Source organism: Phreatobacter sp. (assembly GCF_016793595.1).
Lineage (GTDB): Bacteria > Pseudomonadota > Alphaproteobacteria > Rhizobiales > Phreatobacteraceae > Phreatobacter.
The window spans coordinates 188,096-208,817 of record NZ_JAEULY010000029.1; the positions used below are offsets into that span (position 1 = coordinate 188,096).

At 65.4% G+C, this 20,722-nt stretch carries 18 protein-coding genes; 10 read left to right on the forward strand and 8 right to left on the reverse strand.

Translation table 11 applies throughout. The features are described 5' to 3' along the window. Nucleotides 1-69: 69 nt before the first annotated feature. Nucleotides 70-591: a helix-turn-helix domain-containing protein gene (locus tag JNK84_RS23145; RefSeq protein ID WP_293428581.1), complete on the forward strand. Its 522-nt coding sequence runs from the start codon at nt 70-72 to the stop codon at nt 589-591. A gap of 970 nt (nt 592-1,561) precedes the next feature. Here JNK84_RS23145 and terL read toward each other — a convergent pair. The 7 genes from terL to cobD all read right to left on the reverse strand — a co-directional run bounded on the left by terL (nt 1,562) and on the right by cobD (nt 10,939). Continuing rightward, on the reverse strand, nt 1,562-3,034 hold the full coding sequence (terL, locus tag JNK84_RS23150; protein ID WP_293428582.1) for a phage terminase large subunit: 1,473 nt from the start codon (nt 3,032-3,034) through the stop codon (nt 1,562-1,564). Further along, a complete protein-coding gene (locus JNK84_RS23155; protein ID WP_293428583.1) occupies nt 3,031-3,768 on the reverse strand; it encodes a DUF5681 domain-containing protein in 738 nt (245 codons plus the stop codon). Before JNK84_RS23155 ends, terL begins: the two co-directional genes overlap by 4 nt. A 41-nt stretch (nt 3,769-3,809) precedes the next feature. Continuing rightward, complete coding sequence (locus JNK84_RS23160) at nt 3,810-5,342, reverse strand: site-specific DNA-methyltransferase (RefSeq protein ID WP_293428584.1); 1,533 nt, start codon at nt 5,340-5,342, stop codon at nt 3,810-3,812. A gap of 542 nt (nt 5,343-5,884) precedes the next feature. Beyond that, nucleotides 5,885-7,168 carry a cystathionine gamma-synthase family protein gene (locus JNK84_RS23165; RefSeq protein ID WP_293428585.1) on the reverse strand — a complete coding sequence of 428 codons (1,284 nt, stop codon included), beginning with the start codon at nt 7,166-7,168 and terminating at the stop codon, nt 5,885-5,887. Between the two features lie 118 nt (nt 7,169-7,286). Continuing rightward, nucleotides 7,287-8,531: an aminotransferase-like domain-containing protein gene (locus JNK84_RS23170; RefSeq protein WP_293428586.1), complete on the reverse strand. Its 1,245-nt coding sequence runs from the start codon at nt 8,529-8,531 to the stop codon at nt 7,287-7,289. Between the two features lie 143 nt (nt 8,532-8,674). After that, nucleotides 8,675-9,775, reverse strand: coding sequence for an alkene reductase (locus JNK84_RS23175; protein ID WP_293428587.1), 1,101 nt, complete (start codon nt 9,773-9,775; stop codon nt 8,675-8,677). A 150-nt stretch (nt 9,776-9,925) separates the two neighbouring features. After that, nucleotides 9,926-10,939 (reverse strand): threonine-phosphate decarboxylase CobD, encoded by a 1,014-nt coding sequence (gene cobD, locus JNK84_RS23180; RefSeq protein ID WP_293428588.1) that lies wholly within the window; start codon nt 10,937-10,939, stop codon nt 9,926-9,928. A 2-nt stretch (nt 10,940-10,941) separates the two neighbouring features. Here cobD and cbiB point away from each other — a divergent pair, with 2 nt between their 5' ends. The 9 genes from cbiB (at nt 10,942) to JNK84_RS23225 (ending at nt 19,971) form a co-directional block, all read left to right on the forward strand. Then, nucleotides 10,942-11,922: an adenosylcobinamide-phosphate synthase CbiB gene (gene cbiB / locus JNK84_RS23185; RefSeq protein WP_293428589.1), complete on the forward strand. Its 981-nt coding sequence runs from the start codon at nt 10,942-10,944 to the stop codon at nt 11,920-11,922. A gap of 130 nt (nt 11,923-12,052) precedes the next feature. After that, complete coding sequence (locus JNK84_RS23190) at nt 12,053-12,868, forward strand: ABC transporter permease (RefSeq protein WP_293428590.1); 816 nt, start codon at nt 12,053-12,055, stop codon at nt 12,866-12,868. 49 nt (nt 12,869-12,917) lie between these two features. Further along, nucleotides 12,918-13,919, forward strand: coding sequence for an ABC transporter substrate-binding protein (locus tag JNK84_RS23195; protein ID WP_293428591.1), 1,002 nt, complete (start codon nt 12,918-12,920; stop codon nt 13,917-13,919). Between the two features lie 71 nt (nt 13,920-13,990). After that, nucleotides 13,991-14,818 (forward strand): ABC transporter ATP-binding protein, encoded by an 828-nt coding sequence (locus tag JNK84_RS23200; RefSeq protein WP_293428592.1) that lies wholly within the window; start codon nt 13,991-13,993, stop codon nt 14,816-14,818. Beyond that, complete coding sequence (locus JNK84_RS23205) at nt 14,818-16,224, forward strand: hypothetical protein (protein ID WP_293428593.1); 1,407 nt, start codon at nt 14,818-14,820, stop codon at nt 16,222-16,224. The genes JNK84_RS23200 and JNK84_RS23205 overlap by 1 nt, the downstream gene beginning before the upstream one ends. Then, nucleotides 16,221-17,372 carry a Gfo/Idh/MocA family protein gene (locus JNK84_RS23210; RefSeq protein ID WP_293428594.1) on the forward strand — a complete coding sequence of 384 codons (1,152 nt, stop codon included), beginning with the start codon at nt 16,221-16,223 and terminating at the stop codon, nt 17,370-17,372. The genes JNK84_RS23205 and JNK84_RS23210 overlap by 4 nt, the downstream gene beginning before the upstream one ends. 10 nt (nt 17,373-17,382) lie before the next feature. Further along, nucleotides 17,383-17,724, forward strand: a complete 342-nt coding sequence (locus JNK84_RS23215; RefSeq protein WP_293428595.1) for a cupin domain-containing protein — start codon at nt 17,383-17,385, stop codon at nt 17,722-17,724. Nucleotides 17,725-17,749: 25 nt separating this feature from the next. Then, nucleotides 17,750-18,937, forward strand: a complete 1,188-nt coding sequence (locus JNK84_RS23220; RefSeq protein ID WP_293428596.1) for a dihydrodipicolinate synthase family protein — start codon at nt 17,750-17,752, stop codon at nt 18,935-18,937. 167 nt (nt 18,938-19,104) lie between these two features. Continuing rightward, nucleotides 19,105-19,971 (forward strand): sugar phosphate isomerase/epimerase family protein, encoded by an 867-nt coding sequence (locus tag JNK84_RS23225; protein ID WP_293428597.1) that lies wholly within the window; start codon nt 19,105-19,107, stop codon nt 19,969-19,971. 46 nt (nt 19,972-20,017) lie between these two features. Here JNK84_RS23225 and JNK84_RS23230 read toward each other — a convergent pair whose 3' ends face one another. Continuing rightward, nucleotides 20,018-20,662: a TetR/AcrR family transcriptional regulator gene (locus JNK84_RS23230; protein WP_293428598.1), complete on the reverse strand. Its 645-nt coding sequence runs from the start codon at nt 20,660-20,662 to the stop codon at nt 20,018-20,020. Nucleotides 20,663-20,722 lie beyond the last annotated feature (60 nt).

Sequence of the window (20,722 nt, forward strand, 5' to 3'; positions counted from 1 at the left end):
CACGATGGGAGGCTGGCATTAGAGCGCGCTGCTTTTTGTTGGAATCGGGATTCGCAAATCGGTTGGCACGTGATTCAAGATGTCTGTCGGGAGAAGGTGGTCGGCAGGGATGACACGACCTTCGATTTGCGGGAACGGGCGCTGGCGCGGTTCGAGGCGGGCGAGACGATCCGTTCGATCGGAGCGGCGCTGAAGATCAGCCCCTCCTGCGTTTCGAAGTGGCGTAAGCTGAAGACGCGGACAGGATCGTTCGATCACGGCAAGATCGGCGGGCACAAGAGACCGCGCCTGTCGGGTGAAGTGGCGGACTGGCTGCGCGAGCGCTGCCGCTTGGGGGGGGGCGTTCACGACGCGTGGTCTGACGGCGGGAACTGCTGGTGCGGGGGAGCAAGAGCGGCCGGCATATGGTGGTGCCTCTTCCTGCATGCCGAGGGGCTGAGCTTCAAAACCGTGCTGCCGGCCGAGCAAACCCGGCCCGACATCGCCCGCAGGCGCGAGCGCTGGAAGGCGCATGAGGCCAGGATTGATCCGCGCCGTCTGGTCTTCGACGAGACCTGGATCAAGACCAACATGGTGCCGTTGCGCGGCTAAGGAAATTTGTCAGCTCAGAGAGCGTTTTCGTTCATACAGAAAGCGTTCAGCCTTCGGAATTCGCGATCGTCCTTACAATGTCTTTGGCCTTCGCTATCAGGAGATCTTGATCAACTTCTCTGGAAATAGCTTCATAATTCATGTCACGAAAGCTAATCGTAACGCTATCATCTAAATTCGAAGTTCCAGAGAAACGCACCGATACGTCGCGGATCCCCTGACCCACTTCAAGTACGGAAACGCTTATGCTCGTCACTGTGCTGCCCCTCAACGCGCCCACCAGCAAATACGTTACCTTCTAAACGCTACATTACGCAAGGTATGCCTTTGCGCGGCACCAATTGCGGCGCATTCAAGGGACCAAGGCCCGCATGCATGAGGTTGCCCCGCCCACGACCATGCCCGATTACATCAGATCACGGCAGTTGACGCTTGCTCTGAGCCCCCGATAGAGGCGCTTGGGAAGGGATTGGTGGAACTCGAAGTGTGTGCCGCGAGGCTGCGGAGGGTATCGTGTAAAGCAGCATGATCAATAAGCGTGGATCGAATCGAGTGTTACCGTTATATTCTCGGCTATTCAAGTAATTCGATGTGGTTTCATTATTGCAGTTTACCTATTGTTGCCGTTCGTTTCTCATGCTTTCGCCGTTGCGGTCACGGTTGCAAGTGCTGATGTGCAGGCGATATTCTTGTTATTCAGGGTGATCGGTTCGAGCAACTACCTGCGGCTTCTTTGTCGCTGAACTGCTGCTCAGTGTTCTTGGCGATAGCGACTCGCAACTAACGATCGCCGGCTGTATGCTATGGGAGTTCTGTTGGCTCTTCCGTGGTCGCTGACGCCGCGAGTATTCCCGAGCTGAACGCGTCTTGTGTGTCGCGGACGGGCATCGGCGCGAACTGGACAAAGGCCCACGTCACGTCAGGATTGCACGTCGCCCTGAGATGCCCTCCGTACGGGCCGCTTGTCGCATCATTCGACATTCCTCCTGTATCCCTTCGGTCTCGCCATTCTTGCCGGCCGCTCGCGCGCAGGTCTTGTCTGAGCGATCTCGGCCCGCTTGAGGTGAGCGGTTTGCACAGTCAGGTAGTGCAGTGCCTGGCTGGTTGAATCGACTTGGTCATCGTGGCGGCCATTCGGGAAAGCGAGGAGCTCGGAGAGCCATTCTGCGAGCCATGTCGCTTCGCTTGGAACGTGGACCTGGCCTGACTCGAAGCGCGCCGATTGGGCGAGGATGCGCGCCTCCTTATCGAAACGCGGCGGTCGCAGGATGCAGCGCAACTGGTCCGTGATTCTGAGTTCCTGCACGATCGCTCGGCCGATATCGGTTTCTTCGACCAGCGTTGCGTTGGCCGACCACTGCGTCGAGAGCGCCACCAAACGGCGTCGTAGATCCGGAACCTCGAAGCGGCCGCGAACGAGATCGAGGAGATAGTAATCGAGGCCCTTGGCGCCCCAGACCGTCCCAACCGAATAATCTGACGTCTCTCCGATGGTCGACGCTGTATCCCAGCTGGCAACAACCAGATCGAAGGTCTCCGGGCGGGTCTCGTAGCGGCGGAGCCAATCGCGCTTGACGATATTCCCCTCTGGCGGCACCGGCGCCTGTTGATACTGCGCCGAGAAGATCAGCGATCCCATCGAGCGGCGGAGGGCTTCAAGGATTTCCCGGGGCTCGCGCTCGGCGTGGAGGACCTCGCCGGCGGCGCGGTGATAGATATCGCTAGGATCGTCTGACAATCGGTGCACAGTCGGCTCGGTGGCGATAGCGGGGAGTGAGATCACCTCCCAGTCCTCGTTCTGGGTTACATGGGCGACGAGGTCGTCCTCGTGCAGGCGCTGCATGACGATGACGATGGCGCCCTCGCGCTTGTTGTTGAGGCGCGACTGCAGAGTGCCGTCGTAGTACTCGATGGCCCGCCGTCGCATGGCTTTGGAAAGGGCATCCGCTGGCTTTATCGGATCGTCGATCAGGATGATGTCGGCGCCACGCCCCGTAATCGCACCGCCCATGCCGGCAGCGAAGCGATACCCATTGAGGGTGGTGCCGAAGTCTAAATCACGCGCTCGGCCGCGCGGGATCTCGAAATCGCGAAAAATCTCCCGATACCAGGCCTCGTCGACAATCTTGCGCGTATCCAAGGCGTGCTTGCGCGCCAGATCTTCGGCGTAAGAAATGCACATGATTCGTTTGCGCGGATCGCGGCCTAGCACCCACGCGGAGAAGGCGACCGATACGAGGATCGATTTGAGCGAACGCGGCGGCACGTTGATGATCAGCCGTTTTAGCTCACCGCGTTCTACCCGCGCGAGAGCCTCGGCGATATGGTCGAGGTGCCAGTTGTGCAGATAGGGTTGTCCGGGCTCGAGAGCCCGGAACACTTTCTCGGTGAAGGCTCCAAGGTCGTGGAGCAGCAGGGCCTGGAGGAGGAGACGATCGCTCATCCCAGGCGACCGGCATGCGAGACGATGACCGTGCCATCAGCCTTAGTGAGGATGCTGGTCACGGCTTCTGCGATCGCCAGCCGGTGCGGCTCGCGTACCGGCGCGCGCTTTGCCAGGCGGTTCCGGATCCATTCTCGGATGAAGCGGATCAGATCATCAATGTGATAACCCTCGACCTGACGCTCCATCCACGCCTCGGTCGCCTCGAGAAGCTGGGCTGTGAGCGTTTCGTCGAAGGACATGAGGTCGATCGTGAGCGCGCCGTCGGGCGTTATCACGCACCGGAACTCACCTTCGGTCGAGGGCTCGCTCCAGTCATCGATCTGCGAGCGTTCTTCCCGCGCCCACCCGCGTTTGGCCATCCCTCGCCTGAGGATAGCGAGATCATCGGCCGGCATGGCATTTTCGCCTTCTGCCGGTTCGGGCTCGCTAAGGTTCGACCTGTCGATTGCGAACGCAAGTTCCGTTGCCTTTTGATCTCCCTTCATTGCCCGGTTCAGCAGGTTCTTGACGACCACGACGATCTTCGGCGCCGTCTTGATCTTATCGCCATCCTTATAGCTTACCTGCTCGTGGCCTTCTTCCCGGAGCACTGTGGCGAATGTCTTGCGGCCCTTCGGGCGGCCATTGGGATTGCCCGAACGGCCGGGCTTGAACTGATGCTCGAGCGGGGGGTCGCAATAGCCACCTTTGCCGGTTTTCGGGCGCTTGGATTTTTTGCCATCGTCAGACATAGCTGTTCCTTTCTGCAGGGTCGGGGACGGGAAGAGAAAAATCAGTTCCGGCTCGGCCTGATCCGGCGGCGCACGGGCGCCGCGTCGGCGGGGACATCCTGATTGTCGTTGTCGGCATCCGCGGGCGCCTCGGCGGTGCGCCTAGCCGCTACCACCGCGAAGGTCTCGGGAGCCTCCGCGTGTACCGCCTCGGTGCCGGTTAGCGTCTCGAAGCGGCGGATGGCGACATCGACGTAGGCGGGGTCGAGTTCGATTGCCCGCGCAACGCGGCCGGTCTTCTCGGCCGCGATCAGCGTCGTGCCGCTGCCGGAGAAGGCATCGAGAACGATGTCGCCGCGGTTCGATGCATCCCGGATCGCATCGACCACCAGTGCAACCGGTTTGACAGTCGGGTGCATGGCAAGCTCGTCGAGCCGCCCGGATTTGAAGGTGTTAACGCCGGGATACTCCCAAACATTGGTCCGGTTGCGCCCGAAGCGGCCGAGCTGCACGTTGTTGAGGATCGGCCCGTTGCCTGCCTTCCACACCGTTACCAGCTCGTGGCGCGAGCGATAGAACGAGCCCATGCCGCCATTGTCCTTGACCCAGACGGCGAGGTTGACGAGCTCGCTATAGGCCTTCCGTCCCGCCGTCAGCAGCTCGTGCATGTGCCGCCAGTCCATGCAGACGTAGTTGAGGGCGCCGTCCATTGAGTGCTCGGCTAGCCGCGTGAGCACCGCCTTCAGGAAGGCGATGAATTCGTCGACGCTCATCTCACCGGAGGCCATCGCGAACTCGCCATGCCGCACCTTGCCGAGGCCCGAGACGTTCCCGCCGATCGGCACGTTGTAGGGCGGATCGGTGAAGACCAGGCGCGCCTTCTCACCCGAGAGGAGGCGGCGATAGCTCTCCCCATCCAGCGCGTTGTCGCAATAGATAAGGTGATTGCCGCAGCGCCAGAGATCGCCGGGCCGCGAGACCACTACCTTGGCCGGCTCCGACGCTGCATCAGCGGGATCTTGATCAACGGCACCGCCCTTACCGTCGATCAGCACCTCAATCTCTGGCGGATCGAAGCCGATGGCGTCGATGACCTCCAGCTCGTCGAGCGAAACGAGATTGGTCAGTTCCAGAACCAGTTCCGGCTCATCCCATTCGCTCTCATCGGCGATCCGCTTCAGGCCGATGGCGAGCGCGCGCCGCTCGTCCTCGCTCAGGTGCGCCACGACGACGACCGGGGCCTCGGCATAGCCGAGCCGGCGCGCCGCCTCGAGGCGTGCGTGCCCGGAGATGAGCCGGAAGTCCTCACCAACCAGCAACGGCACGACCATGCCGAAGCGCATGATTGAGGCCATGAGCTTCTGGATCTGGCGTTCGGTGTGCTTACGCGTGCGCCGCTTCGCCTGCAGGAGGCCGTCGATCGGCTCGTAGCGGATCAGCATGGCTACCGCGGCGTGCCGCGACTTCACGTCGGCAAGGCGAGAGGCCGAGTCGGTCGGACGCGGCGCGCCTGTGCCGGCTTTGTCGGTGTCGGCGGGTTTGTGATTCTTGTGCGGCTCCTGAGGAGCTATCGAACCGGTCGGCTCGTCGGTCATGGGAACTTCCTTGTGGTTGGACAAAGCACGACCGACCATGCGCACGGTGATGCGCGCGGGGATCCGCTTGGATGAGGATTTTAGTCATTCTCTTTTGGCCCCGAGGCAATAACAGAGGGCACACAAGATATCGGCGCCGCTCCGAATCGATATCGGGCGGACTAAATCTTATCGGGCCTGCGTATGACGGCGATCGGTTCGGCCATGTCAGCGCGTATGGCTTGACAAAGACAGTGTACTTTCTTAGATGTGCATCTCCATCAGGGTTGAAGTGTCCTGATGAGAGATATCTATTGTTAAGTTGGTGTCAATGGGAGGCGCCCGCGCGCGTCGTGACTACGAAGTCACTCCGCTGCGGTCGCCATTACCGATTGCATTCCGTGCATTTGGCATATTCGAGGTGCGCCAATCGCACTGGAGTCGGACCGTCCGATCTTAGCCCGGAAGGTGCTTAGACTTCGACGCCTCAGTTCCCCGGTTTCCTGCTTAGTTTCCTGTTCACCGGGAAACGTCGCCTTCGCGGCGACCTTCAGACTTAATCTTCAGCGTGCCGCAAGCGCTTGTGCGACGTCCGCAACAAGGTCGTCTGGATGCTCTACCCCGATCGACAATCGTATTGTCGTATCCAGCACCCCGATCCGCTGCCGGACGGCCTCGGGCACGCCGGAATGAGTCGTGGAGGCCGGATGGCTCGCCAGTGACTCGGTGCCGCCGAGGCTGACCGCCAGCTTGAAGATCTGCAGCGCGTTGAGGAAGGCGAAGGCGGCGGCCTCTCCGCCGGCTATGTCGAAGGAAAAGGTGGAGCCCGCACCCTCGCTCTGCGCCCGGAAGACACGGCCGGCAAGCGTTTCGGCGTCGAGGAAGGGGAGATAGTGGACCTTCGAGACCTTCGGATGGCCGCGCAGGAATTCGGCGACGATGCGGGCATTGTCGTTGGCCCGCTCCATGCGCAGGCCCAGCGTCTCCAGCGAGCGGCCCAGCATCCAGCAGGAATGCGGGTCGAGCTGCGTGCCGATGGCGCCGCGCAGCGCCTTGATCGGTTTCGTCATCGCCACCGTGCCGAGCGCCGCCCCCGCGATCAGGTCGGAATGACCGCCGACATATTTCGTCAGCGAATAGACCGAGACGTCGGCGCCGTGTTCGATCGGCCGCTGGAAGACGGGCCCGAGCAGCGTGTTGTCGCAGACGATCACCGGGCGGTGGCCCTGTCTGGCGCCGATCTCGTCGGCAAGCCGCTTCATCAGGGCGATGTCGGTCTGCGTGTTGATCGGGTTGGAGGGCGTCTCGATCAGGATCACGGCGACGCGGCCCTTGGCTATCGCCTCGGCGGCGGCCGCGCGGACGCTCGCCTCGTCGACGCCGTCCGAGAAGCCGACCGCGCCGATCTGGAGCGCCGAGAAGGTCTTCGTCAGCAGTGTCTCGGTGCCGCCGTAGAGCGGTTGGGAGTGCAGGATCACGTCACCCGGTCGGGCGAAGGTGAGCAGGGTCGTCGAGATCGCCGACATGCCCGAAGAGAAAAGGATGCAGGCTTCCGTGCGCTCGTAGACGGCGAGGCGGTCCTCGACGATCTCGCTGTTCGGGTGGTTGAAGCGCGAATAGACGAGACCCGCGCCGGTGCCCTTGGGCGGCTCGCGCCGGCCGGAGACGAAATCGAAGAAGTCGCGGCCTTCCTCGGCCGACTTGAACACGAAGGTGGAGGTGAGGAAAACCGGCGGCTTCACTGCTCCCTCGGAGAGCTGCGGATCGAAGCCGTAGCTCAGCATCAGGGTTTCGGGATGCAGCGGATGGTTGCCGACATGGGTCTTGGACGGGCGCGGCGCGGTCAAGGCGTTCCTCCCTCGGGGATGCCGACCGCGAGCAGCGGGCCGACAGTCAGCGAGGAGCGTGCGGCTTTGCGGCCGCGAAGTCCATGACGGGCTTTTTGCGGGCTGGACGCCGCGCCGGTCAGGCCCGGTGGCGGTTGGCACCGTGCTCGGGAATGCCGGTATTCTCGAAGCAGATGCGCGCGAGCTCGCCGACGCCCCTGCGGATCGTCTCGATGTCGGGAAGCGCGAAGCAGAGGCGCATGTGGCTCTTGGCCGCCTCGGGGTCGCAGGACCATTCGGGACCGGGGTTGAAGGCGAGTCCTTGCGCCAGCGCTGCCTGGGTGAAGGTCCGGACATCGACCTGATCGGGCAGTTTCAGCCAGAGGAAGATGCCGCCGTCCGGTATGAACAGCTCCGCCGAGGTGCCGAACTCTTCGTGCAGCGCTTCGACCATGGCGTCGAGCTTGAGCTTGAGGGCGGATGTCAGCGCCGGCACATGAGCGTCGAAGCGCGTCTCGACATATTCGGCGACGACCATCTGCTCCAGCGCGCCGGAGCCGGCATCCGACTTGGTCGCGACGATGCGCGACAGCACGTCCCAGTTGGCGACGATGTAGCCGATGCGCAGCGCGGGGGCCAAAGACTTCGAGAACGAGCCGACATGGATCACGCGGGAGGGATCAAGCGCGTAGAGCGCCGGGGGACGCGTGCCGGCCCAGACGAGGTCGGCGTAGCATTCGTCTTCGAAGATCGGTACGCCGAATTCGCGCGACAGCGCCAGCAGTTCGTGCCGGCGCTCCAGGCTCATGATGCTGCCGGTCGGATTCTGCACGGTGGGGATCGTGTAGATGTATTTCGGCCGGACGCCCTTCGCCTTCAGGTCTTCGAGGATCGCGCGGAGCGCGTCCATGCGGATGCCGCCGGCATCCAGCGGCGCGCCGATCACCTTTGCGCCGAGCTTCTGCACCTTGGTGATCGCCCCGCCGTAAGTGAACTCCTCGAGGATCACCGTGTCACTGGGGGCGATGAGCAGGTTGTTGACGAGGTCCATGCCCTGCAGCGACCCGGAGGTCAGCAGCACGTCATCGGCGGTGCAGGCAATGCCGCTGCGCTTCGCCAGCTTGTCGGCGACGAAGGTCCGCAGGCGCTCGTGGCCGAGCGGCGAGCCGCCGAGCGAATAGACGCCGAGCAGGTGGCCATGCTCGCGCAGCACCTTGGCCGCGGCTTCGGCGAGGGCTTCCGCGGGCACCTGCGAGGGATCGTTATGGCCGCCGACGAAATTGTAGGCGGGATGGCCGCTGAAGCGCGGAGAGGGCGCAGGCAGCCCGGCCCGGAACATGTCCGGCAGGGCGAAGCGGCTTTCGCCGGGGTTCTGGCCATCCATGCGTCGTCTCCCTCGCGGGCCGACGTTCGTGCAGCCCTTCGCCTCCTGTTTGAAGGCGCTGGCGGTTCTGAGCAAGGCTGGACAAAGCAAGGCCGCCGGTCGCATGGCGCAACCGGCGGCCCGGATCAAGGCGAAGTCGAGCCTTATTCGGCAGCTTGAGCCAGCGTCGGATAGTCGGTGTAGCCCTTCTCGGTGCCGCCGTAGAAGGTCGCGCGATCGGGTTCGTTCAGCGGCGCACCGAGGCGCAGGCGCTCGACAAGGTCCGGGTTGGCGATGAAGGCCTTGCCGAAGGCGACAAGGTCGGCCTTGCCGTCGCGGACCGCCTCGATGGCGAGATCGCGCGTATAGCCGTTATTGGCGATATAGGCGCCCGAGAAGGCCTTGCGCAGCGCGCCGTAGTCGAAGGCGACATTGTCGCGCGGGCCGCCCGTCGCGCCCTCGACGACGTGGATGAAGGCGATGCCGCGCTTCGACAGTTCCGAGACGAAATAGCCGAAGACCTCGGCCGGGTCGCTGGTCACCGCGTCGTTGGCCGGGCTCACCGGCGAGAGGCGGATGCCGAGGCGGGTCTTCGGGAAGACCTTGAGAATGGCATCGACCACTTCGAGGCCGAAGCGGGCACGGTTCTCGACCGAGCCGCCATAGCCGTCGCGGCGCTGGTTGGCGCCGTCCTTGAGGAACTGGTCGACGAGATAGCCGTTGGCGCCGTGGATCTCGATGCCGTCGAAGCCCGCCTTCTGCGAGTTCTGCGCGGCCTGCGCATATTCGGCGACGACGCCGGGGATTTCAGCAGCCTCAAGAGCGCGCGGCATGGAGACGTCGGCGAAACCCGATTCCACGTAGGTCTTGGACTTGGCCTGAACCGCGGACGGGGCAACCGGAGCGGCGCCGTCCTTCAAGAGCGAAGAATGCGAGATGCGGCCGACATGCCAGATCTGCGCGAAAATGCGCCCGCTGGCGGCGTGAACGGCGTCCGTGACGGTCTTCCAGCCTGCGATCTGAGCGTCGCTGTAGAGGCCGGGCGTCCAGATATAGCCCTGGCCCTGCCGGGAAATCTGCGTGCCTTCCGAGATGAGCAGGCCGGCGCTGGCGCGCTGGGTGTAGTACGCCGCGTTCAGCGCATGGGGAGCGTCCGTGCCCGGCGTCGCGCGATTGCGCGTCAGCGGCGCCATGGCGATGCGGTTGGGCAGGACAAGGTCGCCCAGCGTGAAGGGCTGGAACAGCGGGCTTGCGTCTTCGCTCATGAGTAGCTCCGTCAAGGGGAGGGCGCGGAAGGCGCCGGCATCGGCCGAGGACATGGGGCCCATGGCGCGCTGCAGCAAGACGGCAAATGCATGGCAAGTCCGCGCCGTTCGGTGGATAACGCCGACGTGTCCGCGCGCGAGGCGGCGTGATCAGCCGGCCATGGCTGTCGCGAGCCGCCGCCATGCGGCTTCGTCCTCTGGCAGGCCGAAGCGCAGCCGGCGCGAATGGGCGGCGAAGCGGCGAACGTGGATGCCGTGCCGCCCAAGACGTGCGAACAAGGCCGGGGCTTCAGGTGTTTCGAGCAGCCGGAACAATGCCGTTCCGCCGGCAACTCGACCGGCCGGGGCGAGCAGGGCATCGAGACGGGCGGCATCCTTCTCGCGCTCCGCGCGGGCGGCAGCGAGCCAGTCCGTATCGGCCAGCGCCGCTCGCCCGACATGGAGAGCCGGCCCCGGAACGACCCACGGCCCGAGCCGGCCGGCGAGGCGGGCGGCGAGATCAGCAGGTCCGATGGCGAAGCCGAGACGCAGACCAGCGAGCCCGTAGGTCTTGCCGAACGAGCGCAGGACCACGGTCGCCGGCGGCAGGTCGGGGACGATGCTGGCCTCGGGGGTGAAATCTGCGAAGGCCTCGTCGACCACCAGCAATCCGCCCATGGCCGCGAGACGGGTGGCGGTCCGCTTCAGCTCCGCCTGCGGGACGATGCGGCCATCCGGGTTGTTCGGATTGACGATGACGACGATGGCGGCCGCGCCTGCCTCGTCCGGACCGGCCACCTCACGAACCGCGAAGCCCGCCTTGCACCAGGCGTGGGCATGCTCGCCATAGGTCGGCCCGAGCACGGCGACTTCGGCGCCGGCAGGCGCCAGCGCGGGAAGCATCTCGATCAGGATCTGCGTGCCCGGCGCCGCGACGATCCCGGCAGCATCAGGCACCCGATAGGCCGTCCGGGCGGCCGCCAGCAGCGCCGTCTCGTCGTCGCGCGCGGGCAGCCGCTGCCATGCTGCGGCAGGAATGCAGGGCAGGGGATATGGAACGGGGTTGATTCCGGTCGAAAGGTCGATCCACGGTTCAGGCGCGGCCGGAAACTGGCGGCGGGCTTCGCCAAGATCGCCGCCATGCTCCAGTCTGGCTCCGCTGCCGGCTTCCAGGGTCTCGCCCACGCATGTCCCCCTTCTCGCCTCTGGTGATCCTCGCCGCCGCGCTCGTGATCGAGGCGCTGGCCGGCTACCCACCCTGGCTGTTTCGCGCCATCGGCCACCCGGTGACGTGGATCGGCGCGCTTATTGGCACACTCGACCGGCTGATGAACAGGGAGGAGCACAGCCACCAGGATCGCCGTCGGGCCGGCGTCATGGCGCTGGTCGCCGTGCTGGCGGCGACCGGAGGCGTGACGCTCGCCATCGTCGCGCTCTGCGAGAGCCTCGATGTGTTCGGCCTCGTGCCGCTGGCTTTCGCGGCCTCCACGCTGATCGCGCAGCGCAGCCTGCACGACCATGTCGCGGCGGTGGCCGCCGGGCTTGAGCGGGAGGGACTCGCCGGCGGCCGGGCGGCAGTGTCGATGATCGTCGGGCGCAATCCCGCGAGCCTCGACGAGGCCGGCGTGTCGCGGGCGGCCATCGAGAGTCTCGCCGAGAACTTCTCGGACGGCGTCACCGCGCCCGCCCTCTGGCTCGGCGTCGCGGGCCTGCCGGGCATTGCGCTCTACAAGGCGATCAACACCGCCGATTCCATGATCGGCCATCGCAATCCGCGCCATGAATCCTTCGGCTGGGCGGCGGCGCGGCTGGACGACCTCGTCAATCTGCCGGCCTCGCGCCTCACCGCCGGGCTGATCATCGGCGCGGCGGCGCTCGATGGACTGAAGCCGGCTCGCGCCTCCCTGGATGCGGTGCGCCGCTATGCGCGCCACCACCGCTCACCCAATGCCGGCTGGCCCGAGGCCGCCATGGCCGGGGCGCTCGGCATCAGGCTCGCCGGCCCCCGCACCTATGGCGACGTCGTGGTGGAGGATCGCTGGATGGGGCAGGGCCGGGCGGAGGCGAATGCCGCGGACATTCGCGCCGCGCTCCGGCTCTACCGGCGCGCGGTCGGCCTTGGCTGGGCGCTGGTCGCCGGGCTGATCGCGCTCGTGGCAGCGATCTGACTGAGGGTCGCGCCCCGTCCACACGCACCGAGGCGTTGCCGATATTGACTCGCCGCCACTGCTTTAGGTAAGTAACTGGTGAGTTATATAGAGCCGACACGCAGAGGTCGGATGCATGGGAGCGAGACGGATGGCGGAGCGCGCGCAGAGCGGCTGGTCGACGGTTGCCCGGTGGCTCGACGCGCCCTGGCTCAAGCCCTTCGCGATGCTGGCTCTGATGATCGTCCTGTGGGACGTTGCGATCTGGCTGTTCAACGTGCCGCCCTACCTGATCCCGCGCCCCTGGGACGTGGTGAAGGCGTTCGGCACGGACGGGCCGCTGCTGCTGCGCGAGTCCGTTCCGACGACGGTCGCGACGCTCGGCGGCTTCCTGCTCTCGGCGCTGTTCGGCATCCCCATCGCCATGCTGATCGCGGGTTCGCGCACCGTGGAATCCTATTTCTACCCGCTGCTGGTCTTCTCCCAGTCCATCCCGAAGGTCGCCATCGCGCCGCTCTTCGTCGTCTGGTTCGGCTTCGGCCTCGCGCCGAAGGTGATCACCGCCTTCCTGCTCGGCTTCTTCCCCGTGGTCGTCGCCGGCGTTCAGGGCTTCAAGGCGCTCGACACCGACATGCGCGACCTCGCCCGCTCGATGAAGTGTTCGCGCTGGCAGATGTTCACGATGGTCAGCCTGCCGAACGCACTGCCGGCCATCTTCTCCGGCCTGAAAGTGTCGGTGACGCTGGCCGTGGTCGGCGCGGTGGTCGGCGAGTTCGTCGGCTCCAATTCCGGCATCGGCTTCGTGCTGCAGCGTTCGATCGGCAATTTCGAGCTGCCGACCATGTTCGCGGCGCTCGTCCTGCTCGCGCTGATCGGCGTCGTGCTGTTCTGGATCGTCGATATCGTCGAGCGCTTCGCCCTGCCGTGGCACACCAGCCGCCGGCATGAATTCGTCGCAACCACCTGAAAACAATCGGCCCGAGCCAACGGGCTCCCAACCTCGAAGGGAGGACAATATGGATCGCCGCACATTCGTCATCGCCACCGGTGCCGGCCTCGTTGCCGCGCCGGCGCTCATCCGGTCGGCGCATTCGGCCGACAAGGTTCAGCTGCTGCTGAACTGGTACCTCTATGGCGAGCATGCACCGTTCTTCTACGGCAAGAAGCTCGGCCTGTTCGAGAAGGAGGGCATCGACCTCACCATCATGGAAGGTCGCGGCTCCGGCGTGACCCTGCAGGCGGTCGGCGCGAAATCCACCCAGTTCGGCCATGTCGACATGTCGGCCGTGGTGCGCGCCGGCATTCGCGGCGCTCCGGTCGTCTCGACCGGCGTGCTGCTGCAGAAGAACCCGGCCTCGGCCATGGGCTTCGCGGAGAAGAACATCCGCACCGCCAACGACCTGAAGGGCAAGACGGTCGCCACCACGCCGGGCGATGCGCTCTCGCAGGTCTGGCCGGCCTTCCTCAAGAAGGCGAACCTTCGCGACAGCGACGTGCGCCTGGTGCAGGGCGACGCCCAGACCAAGCTGAACGCGGTGATTTCGGGCCAGGCCGACGTGCTGCTCGGCTTCTCCCATGACCAGTCGATGAAGATCAAGGACGCGACCGGCAAGGCCGTGTTTCCGATCATGTTCTCCGACTACGGGCTGAACGCGGTCGCCACCGGCATCGTCGCTCATCGCGATACGCTTTCCGGCAGCCCGGACCTCGTGCGCCGCTTCATGCGCGCCGCGACGCTGTCGGCCGAAGCCGCCGAGAAGAACGCCGGCGCTGCCGCTGACGCCATGCTGGAGGCCGATTCCAAGGCCGGCAAGAAGGAGACGCTGACCGAGGGCTTCGAGATTTCGACGAAGCTCTACCGCGTCACCGCCGACCAGCGGCCGTTCCACACCAACGCCAATGCGGTGAAGGAAACCGTGGACCTGCTGGTCGAATATGGCGGCGTCGACCCCTCGGCGAAGGAGAAGCTCGCGACCTTCTTCACCACCGACTTCCTGCCGGGCAAGGCGACGAACTGAGCCCCGACAACGGCGGGCCGGCGCATGGCGCCGGTCCGCCGGCCGGCCTGTGCCATGACGAAGCGGACACCATGACCAGACCCAATCTCCGCCTGATCGAGACGCCCGAGGTGCCCGCCGCGCGTGCGGGCGAGCCGGCCATCGGCATCAAGGCGCTGACCAAGACCTATCGCACGCGCGACGGCGACGTGCCGACGCTGCGCCCCATCGACCTCGACATCGCCGATGGCGAATTCGTCGCGGTGGTCGGTCCCTCGGGCTGCGGCAAGTCCACGCTACTCAAGCTGATCGCGGGCCTGATCGAACCCACCTCCGGCTCCATCGAGGTCGGCGGCAAGGAGGTCGTCGAGCCGCCCGACGATGTCGGTATCGTGTTCCAGAGCCCGGTTCTGCTGGCATGGCGCTCAGTGCTCGCCAACATCATGATGCCGGTCGAGGTGCGGAAACTCGACTATGCCTCGCATCTGGAACGCGCGAAGGCGCTGATCAAGACGGCGCGGCTCGAAGGCTTCGAGAACAAATATCCCTGGCAGCTTTCGGGCGGCATGCAGCAGCGCGCCGCCATCTGCCGGGCGCTGGTCCACGACCCGAAGATCGTGCTGATGGACGAGCCTTTCGGCGCGCTCGATGCGCTGACCCGCGAGCGCATGAACCTTGAACTCCAGCGCATCCATTTCGAGACGAAGAAAACCATCGTCCTGATCACCCATTCCATCCCGGAATCGGTGTTCCTCGCCGACCGCGTCGTCGTCATGAGCGACCGGCCAGGCACGATCGAGGCGATCTACGAGGTACCGCTGCCGCGCCCGCGCAGCCTGGAAATGATGGGCACGCCGGAATTCTCGGCTCTCGCCAAGCAGGTACGCTCACATTTCTACGCCGAGGGAGGCATCGACTGATGTCCGCGCCCCTCATCCGCCTGCACGATGTGGAAGCCTTCGAGCGCTGGACGCCGTTCGTGCGGCCGTTCCGTTTCGGCGCGGTGACGGTGGAGGGCGCTTTCCAGGCGTTCGTGCGGGTGGTCGTGGAGGTCGAGGGCCATGGCCGGGCGACCGGCATGGCGGCCGAACTGATGCCGCCGAAATGGTTCGACAAGCGCGCCGAGCGTTCGGCCGACGATACCGTGCGCGACCTGAAACGCAGCCTGAGCCATGCGGTGGCGGAGGCGAATGCTCTCGGCCGGACCGATACGGCCTTCGGGCTGCATGCCGAGCTGAACGGCCGCCAGCTCGCCTTCGCGCGTGCCAAGGACATCACGCCGCTGTCGGCGAATTTTGGCGTCGCCGAGATCGACAAGGCGGTGCTGGACGGCCTGTCCAAGGCGCTTGGCGCGAGCTTCGTGTCGGTGCTGAACGGCAATGCGGTCGGGCTCGACAACAGGCTGACGCCCGACCTGACGCAGGCGGCGATCAACAGCCGCCTTGGCCTCTTGAAACCTGCTTCCTCTATCGCCATCCGCCACACGGTCGGGCTCAACGACCGGATTGAGGGCGAGGACAGCCTCGCGAGCGAACTCGATGCCGCAGCGCTGCGCTATTTCAAGATCAAGGTCGGCGGCGATCCGGCGGCGGATATCATCCGGCTGAAGGCGATTGCGGCCGTGCTCGACGCGCGCGGTATCGATTATCGCGCGACGCTGGACGCCAACGAGCAATATGCGCCCGAGGATCTCGTGAGGCTCTATGCCCTCGCCGAGGGCGACCCGACACTTGCCAACCTGTTCTCGCGGCTCATGTTCATCGAGCAGCCGCTCGACCGGCGCGTCACTTTCGTCCGCGAGCTTGACCCGCGCATCGCCGCCAAGGGCGTCATCATCGACGAGGCCGATGACGGCTACGACGCCTTCCCGCGCGCCAAGGCGCTCGGCTATCGTGGTGTCTCGTCCAAGTGCTGCAAGGGCCTCTACAAGTCGCTGCTGAATGCGGCGCGCGTGGCGCTGTGGAATGCCGAGAAGACCGGCGGCCCCGACTTCATCATCTCGGCGGAGGATCTGACCTGCCAGCCGGGCCTTGCCGTGCAGCAGGATACGGCGCTGGTCGCGGCCCTCGGCCTCACCCATGTCGAGCGCAACGGTCACCATTACGTCGATGGCTTCGGCCTCGCGCCGGCCGGGGAGGCGCAGCGGTTCCACGATGCCCACCCCGCCCTCTACGCGGGTGCAGGCGGTGCTGTTCGCCTGAACGTCGCCTCCGGCGATCTTGATACGACTTCGCTCTATGGCTCCGGCTTCGCCTCTGGCGCCGAACCCGACTGGGCCTCGCTCGAACCTCTTTCGCTCTCCGTTTCCGAAGGACTGCCCGCATGACCACCAAGAGACTCGGCCTTGTGATGAACGGCGTGACCGGCCGCATGGGCACGAACCAGCATCTCGTGCGCTCGGTCGCGGCCATCCGCGCGCAGGGCGGCGTGAAGCTGTCCGACGGCACGCGCGTTCAGCTCGACCCGATCCTGATCGGCCGCAATGCCGACAAGGTGGCGGCGCTGGCCAAGGCCAATGGCGTCGAGCGCTGGGGCACCGACCTTGATGCCGCCATCGCCGATCCGAACAACCAGATCTTCTTCGACGCGGCGACGACGCAGATGCGCCCGACCCTGCTCGAAAAGGCGATCCATGCCGGCAAGCACATCTATTGCGAGAAGCCGATCGCCACGAATCTGCCCGAGGCGCTGAAGATCGTGAAGCTCGCCAAGGACAAGGGCGTGAAGAACGGCACCGTGCAGGACAAGCTGTTCCTGCCGGGCCTGATGAAGCTGAAGTCGCTGCGCGACAGCGGTTTCTTCGGCCGCATGCTCTCGGTGCGCGGCGAGTTCGGTTACTGGGTGTTCGAGGGCGACTGGCAGGAGGCGCAGCGTCCGTCGTGGAACTACCGCAACGAGGACGGCGGCGGCATGATCCTCGATATGGTCTGCCACTGGCGCTACGTGCTGGACAACCTGTTCGGCGAGGTGAAGTCGGTCTCCTGCCTCGGCGCGACGCATATCCCCGAGCGTTGGGACGAGAACGGCAAGCCCTACAAGGCGACGGCCGACGATGCCGCCTATGCCACGTTCGAACTCGACGGCGGCGTCATCGCCCACATGAACATGAGCTGGGTGACGCGCGTCTATCGCGACGACCTCGTGACCTTCAACGTCGACGGCACGCTCGGTTCTGCGGTCGCCGGCCTGCATGACTGCGTGATCCAGCCGCGCAACGCCACGCCGCGCCCGGTCTGGAACCCCGACCAGAAGCAGACCATCAACTTCCGCGACACCTGGCAGAAGATGCCGGACAACGCGACCTACGATAACGGCTTCAAGGTGCAGTGGGAGATGTTCATCCGCCACGTCGTGGAGGACGCTCCCTACAAGTACGGGCTGATCGAGGGCGCCAAGGGCGTGCAGCTCGTCGAATGCGCGCTGCAGAGCTGGAAGGAGCGCCGCTGGGTCGACGTTCCCAATCTGACCGTCTGAGGAGGCCGGCGTGGCGAATTACCAGATCGCCCAGCTCGACGAGATTCCCGGCGTTCCGTGCCCCTGCGGCACCGCGCGCCGGGCCTTCGCCGAGTTCGGGGAGGGGCTCGCCACCGTCCACATGACGACGATCAGCGCCGAGGCGCAGACCCACTACCACAAGAGGATGACCGAGATTTACGTCATCCTCGAAGGCGAAGGGTTCATGGAACTTGACGGGGAGCGCATTCCCGTCAGGCCGCGCTCGTCGATTTTCATCAAGCCCGGCTGCCGCCACCGCGCGGTCGGCAATCTCCAGTGCCTGATCGTCCCCATTCCGGCCTTCGATGCCGCCGATGAGTGGTTCGACTGACCCCAACAGCCAAGGAGCCAAGGCCATGCTCGACAAACCCCGCACCTCGGCGACTGTTCTCCTGCCGACCGCCGACCGTTCGCTGGAGCGCTACCAGCTCTCCGTGCCGAAGAATTTCCCGGACAAGATCACGCGGCCGCTGAACCGCGTGGCGCTGGCGGCGGCGCACATGGTCGCAGACCCTTTCGTCGACAATGATCCCTGGCTGTCGAACGCGATCGACTGGGACCGGACCATGGCCTATCGCGACTACCTCTGGGGCCTCGGCCTCGGCGTCGCGGAGGCGATGGACACGGCGCAGCGCGGCATGGGCCTCGACTGGGCCGGTGCGCTGGACCTGATCAAGCGCTCGGTGAAACAGGCCAAGGCCACGCCCGGCGCGGTGGTGTTCTCCGGCGCCGGCACGGATCATCTCGACCCGGCCGAGGCGAAATCCGTCGATGACGTCATCCGCGCCTACGAGATGCAGTTCGAGGCCATCGAGGCGGTCGGCGGGCGCATCATCCTGATGGCCTCGCGCGCGCTGGCGAAGGTGGCCAGGAGCCCCGACGATTACGGCCGCGTCTACGACCGCATCCTGTCGCAGTCGGCTCAGCCGGTGATCATCCACTGGCTCGGCGACATGTTCGACCCCGCGCTCGCCGGCTACTGGGGCTCGGCCAATGTCGACGCCGCCATGGACACGGCGGTCGATGCCATCAACCGCAATGCCGCCAAGGTGGACGGCGTGAAGATCTCGCTCCTCGACAAGGACAAGGAGATCGCCATGCGCCGCCGCCTGAACAAGGCGGTGAAAATGTACACCGGCGACGACTTCAACTATGCTGAGCTGATCGCGGGCGACGAGCAGGGCTATTCGCACGCGCTGCTCGGCATTTTCGACGCCATCGCGCCGGCTGCGGCGGGCGCGCTCTCGGCACTCGCCGACAACGATCTGAAGACGTTCCACGACATCTTCGCGCCGACGGTTCCGCTGTCGCGGCACATCTTCAAGGCGCCGACGCGCTTCTACAAGACGGGCGTCGTCTTCGTCGCCTATCTCAACGGCCACCAGGACCATTTCACCATGGTCGGCGGCCAGGAGAGCACGCGCTCGACCCAGCACCTCGCCGAGTTGTTCCGCCTTGCCGACAAGGCCGGCATCCTGCGCGATCCCGAGCAGGCGGCGTCGCGCATGGCGACGGTGATGGCCAGCCGCGGCATCGGGGTGTGACGATCGGCGATGGATTGCCTTGTCGTGGAAAGGCTCCGGCCGCAACGTCATGGCCGGGCTTGTCCCGGCCATCCACGCCTTCCTTCATACAGCGAGTTCAAGTCGTGGATGCCCGCCACAAGGGCGGGCATGACGGCTTGGGATCTGCCCTTCTGCCGATGGTTCCCATGCGCGATTTCTCGTCCGACCATTCCCTCCTCTCGATCAATACCGCGACGGTGCGGAAGCAGGGGAACCTTCTCGAGATCATCGAGGCCTGCGCGCGCCATGGCATCCGCGCTATCTCGCCCTGGCGCGACCAGGTCGCGACGGTCGGGCTCGACGCAGCCGTCAAGGCGGTGAAGACACACGGCTTCCAGCTTTCCGGCTATTGCCGGGGCGGCATGTTCCCCGCCGACGCCGCCCACGCCCAGGAGGCTCGCGACGACAACCGTCGCGCCGTGGACGAGGCCAAGGCGCTGGGCGCCGTCTGTCTCGTGCTCGTCGTGGGCGGACTGCCGCACACGTCGCGGCCGGGCTCGGCGGTGTCGCACGATCTCGCCGGCGCGCGGCAACAGGTCGAGGACGGCATCGCGGAACTGCTCGAATACGCCAAGACCGCGAACATGCCGCTCGCGATCGAGCCGCTGCATCCGATGTATGCCGCCGACCGGGCCTGTGTGAACACGCTGGAACAGGCGCTCGACATCTGCGACCGGCTCGATCCGGCCAAGTCCGGCGTGCTGGGCGTCGCGGCGGACGTCTATCACATCTGGTGGGACCCGAACCTCTACCGCGACATCAGGAGGGCAGGGCGGGAGCGGCTGCTGGCCTATCACGTCTGCGACTGGCTGGTGCCGACGCGCGACATGCTCACCGACCGGGGCATGATGGGCGATGGCGTGATCGAACTGAAGAAGATCCGGCAAGCGGTGGAGGCCGAGGGCTTCGCCGGCTTCTCGGAAGTGGAGATTTTCTCGGAGCTCGACTGGTGGACGCGTCCGATGGACGAGGTGCTCAAGACCTGCATCGAGCGCCACAAAAGCGTGGTGTGACGGCCTCGTGAACCCTCTCCCCATGGGAGAGGGTTTGGGGGCGCCCCTACGCCCTGACGCCCCTGACCACGAACTCCACGACATGCGCCCGCCGTTCCGCGATGGAGGCGGGCGCTTCCATGTCGGCGTCGAAGATCACCGACAGCGTATAGATGTTCGAGAAGAAGAAGTAGCAGGCACCGGTAATGGTGATCCACACGTGCCGCGCGTCGAGCCCTTCGCGGATCGTGCCGTCGGCATTGCCGCGCGCGATGATGCGGCCGATGGCGTCGATGACCGGCGAGTTCATCGTATTCACCTTGGCGGACTTCTTCAGCACCTTGGCGCGCTGGCGGTTCTCGGTGGCCAGCAGGTTGATGAAGGTGCGGTCGCGCACGAAACTGTCGAAGGTGAACTCGACGAACCGCGTGAGGGCATCGAGCGGCGCGAGCCGGTCGAGGTCGAGCTTGGTTTCAGCCGAGCGGGCGCGGTCGTAGGCGGCTTCGAGGACCGCCAGATAGAGCTGCTCCTTCGAGGAAAAGTAGTGGTAGATCATGCGCTTGTTGATGCGCGCGCGATCCGCGATATCGTCGGTCTTCGCTCCCTCGTAGCCCTTGTTGGCGAATTCGCGGGTGGCGACGTTGAGGATGCGCGCGCGCGTGCCGGCGCTGTCGCGCTTCCGGACGACTTTCTCCGGTGCAGGTTCGGTCATGCCTTCGCCCTCAGGCATGGTAACCCCTTCCACGATTCGCGCGCGCCCAGAGTGGCACGG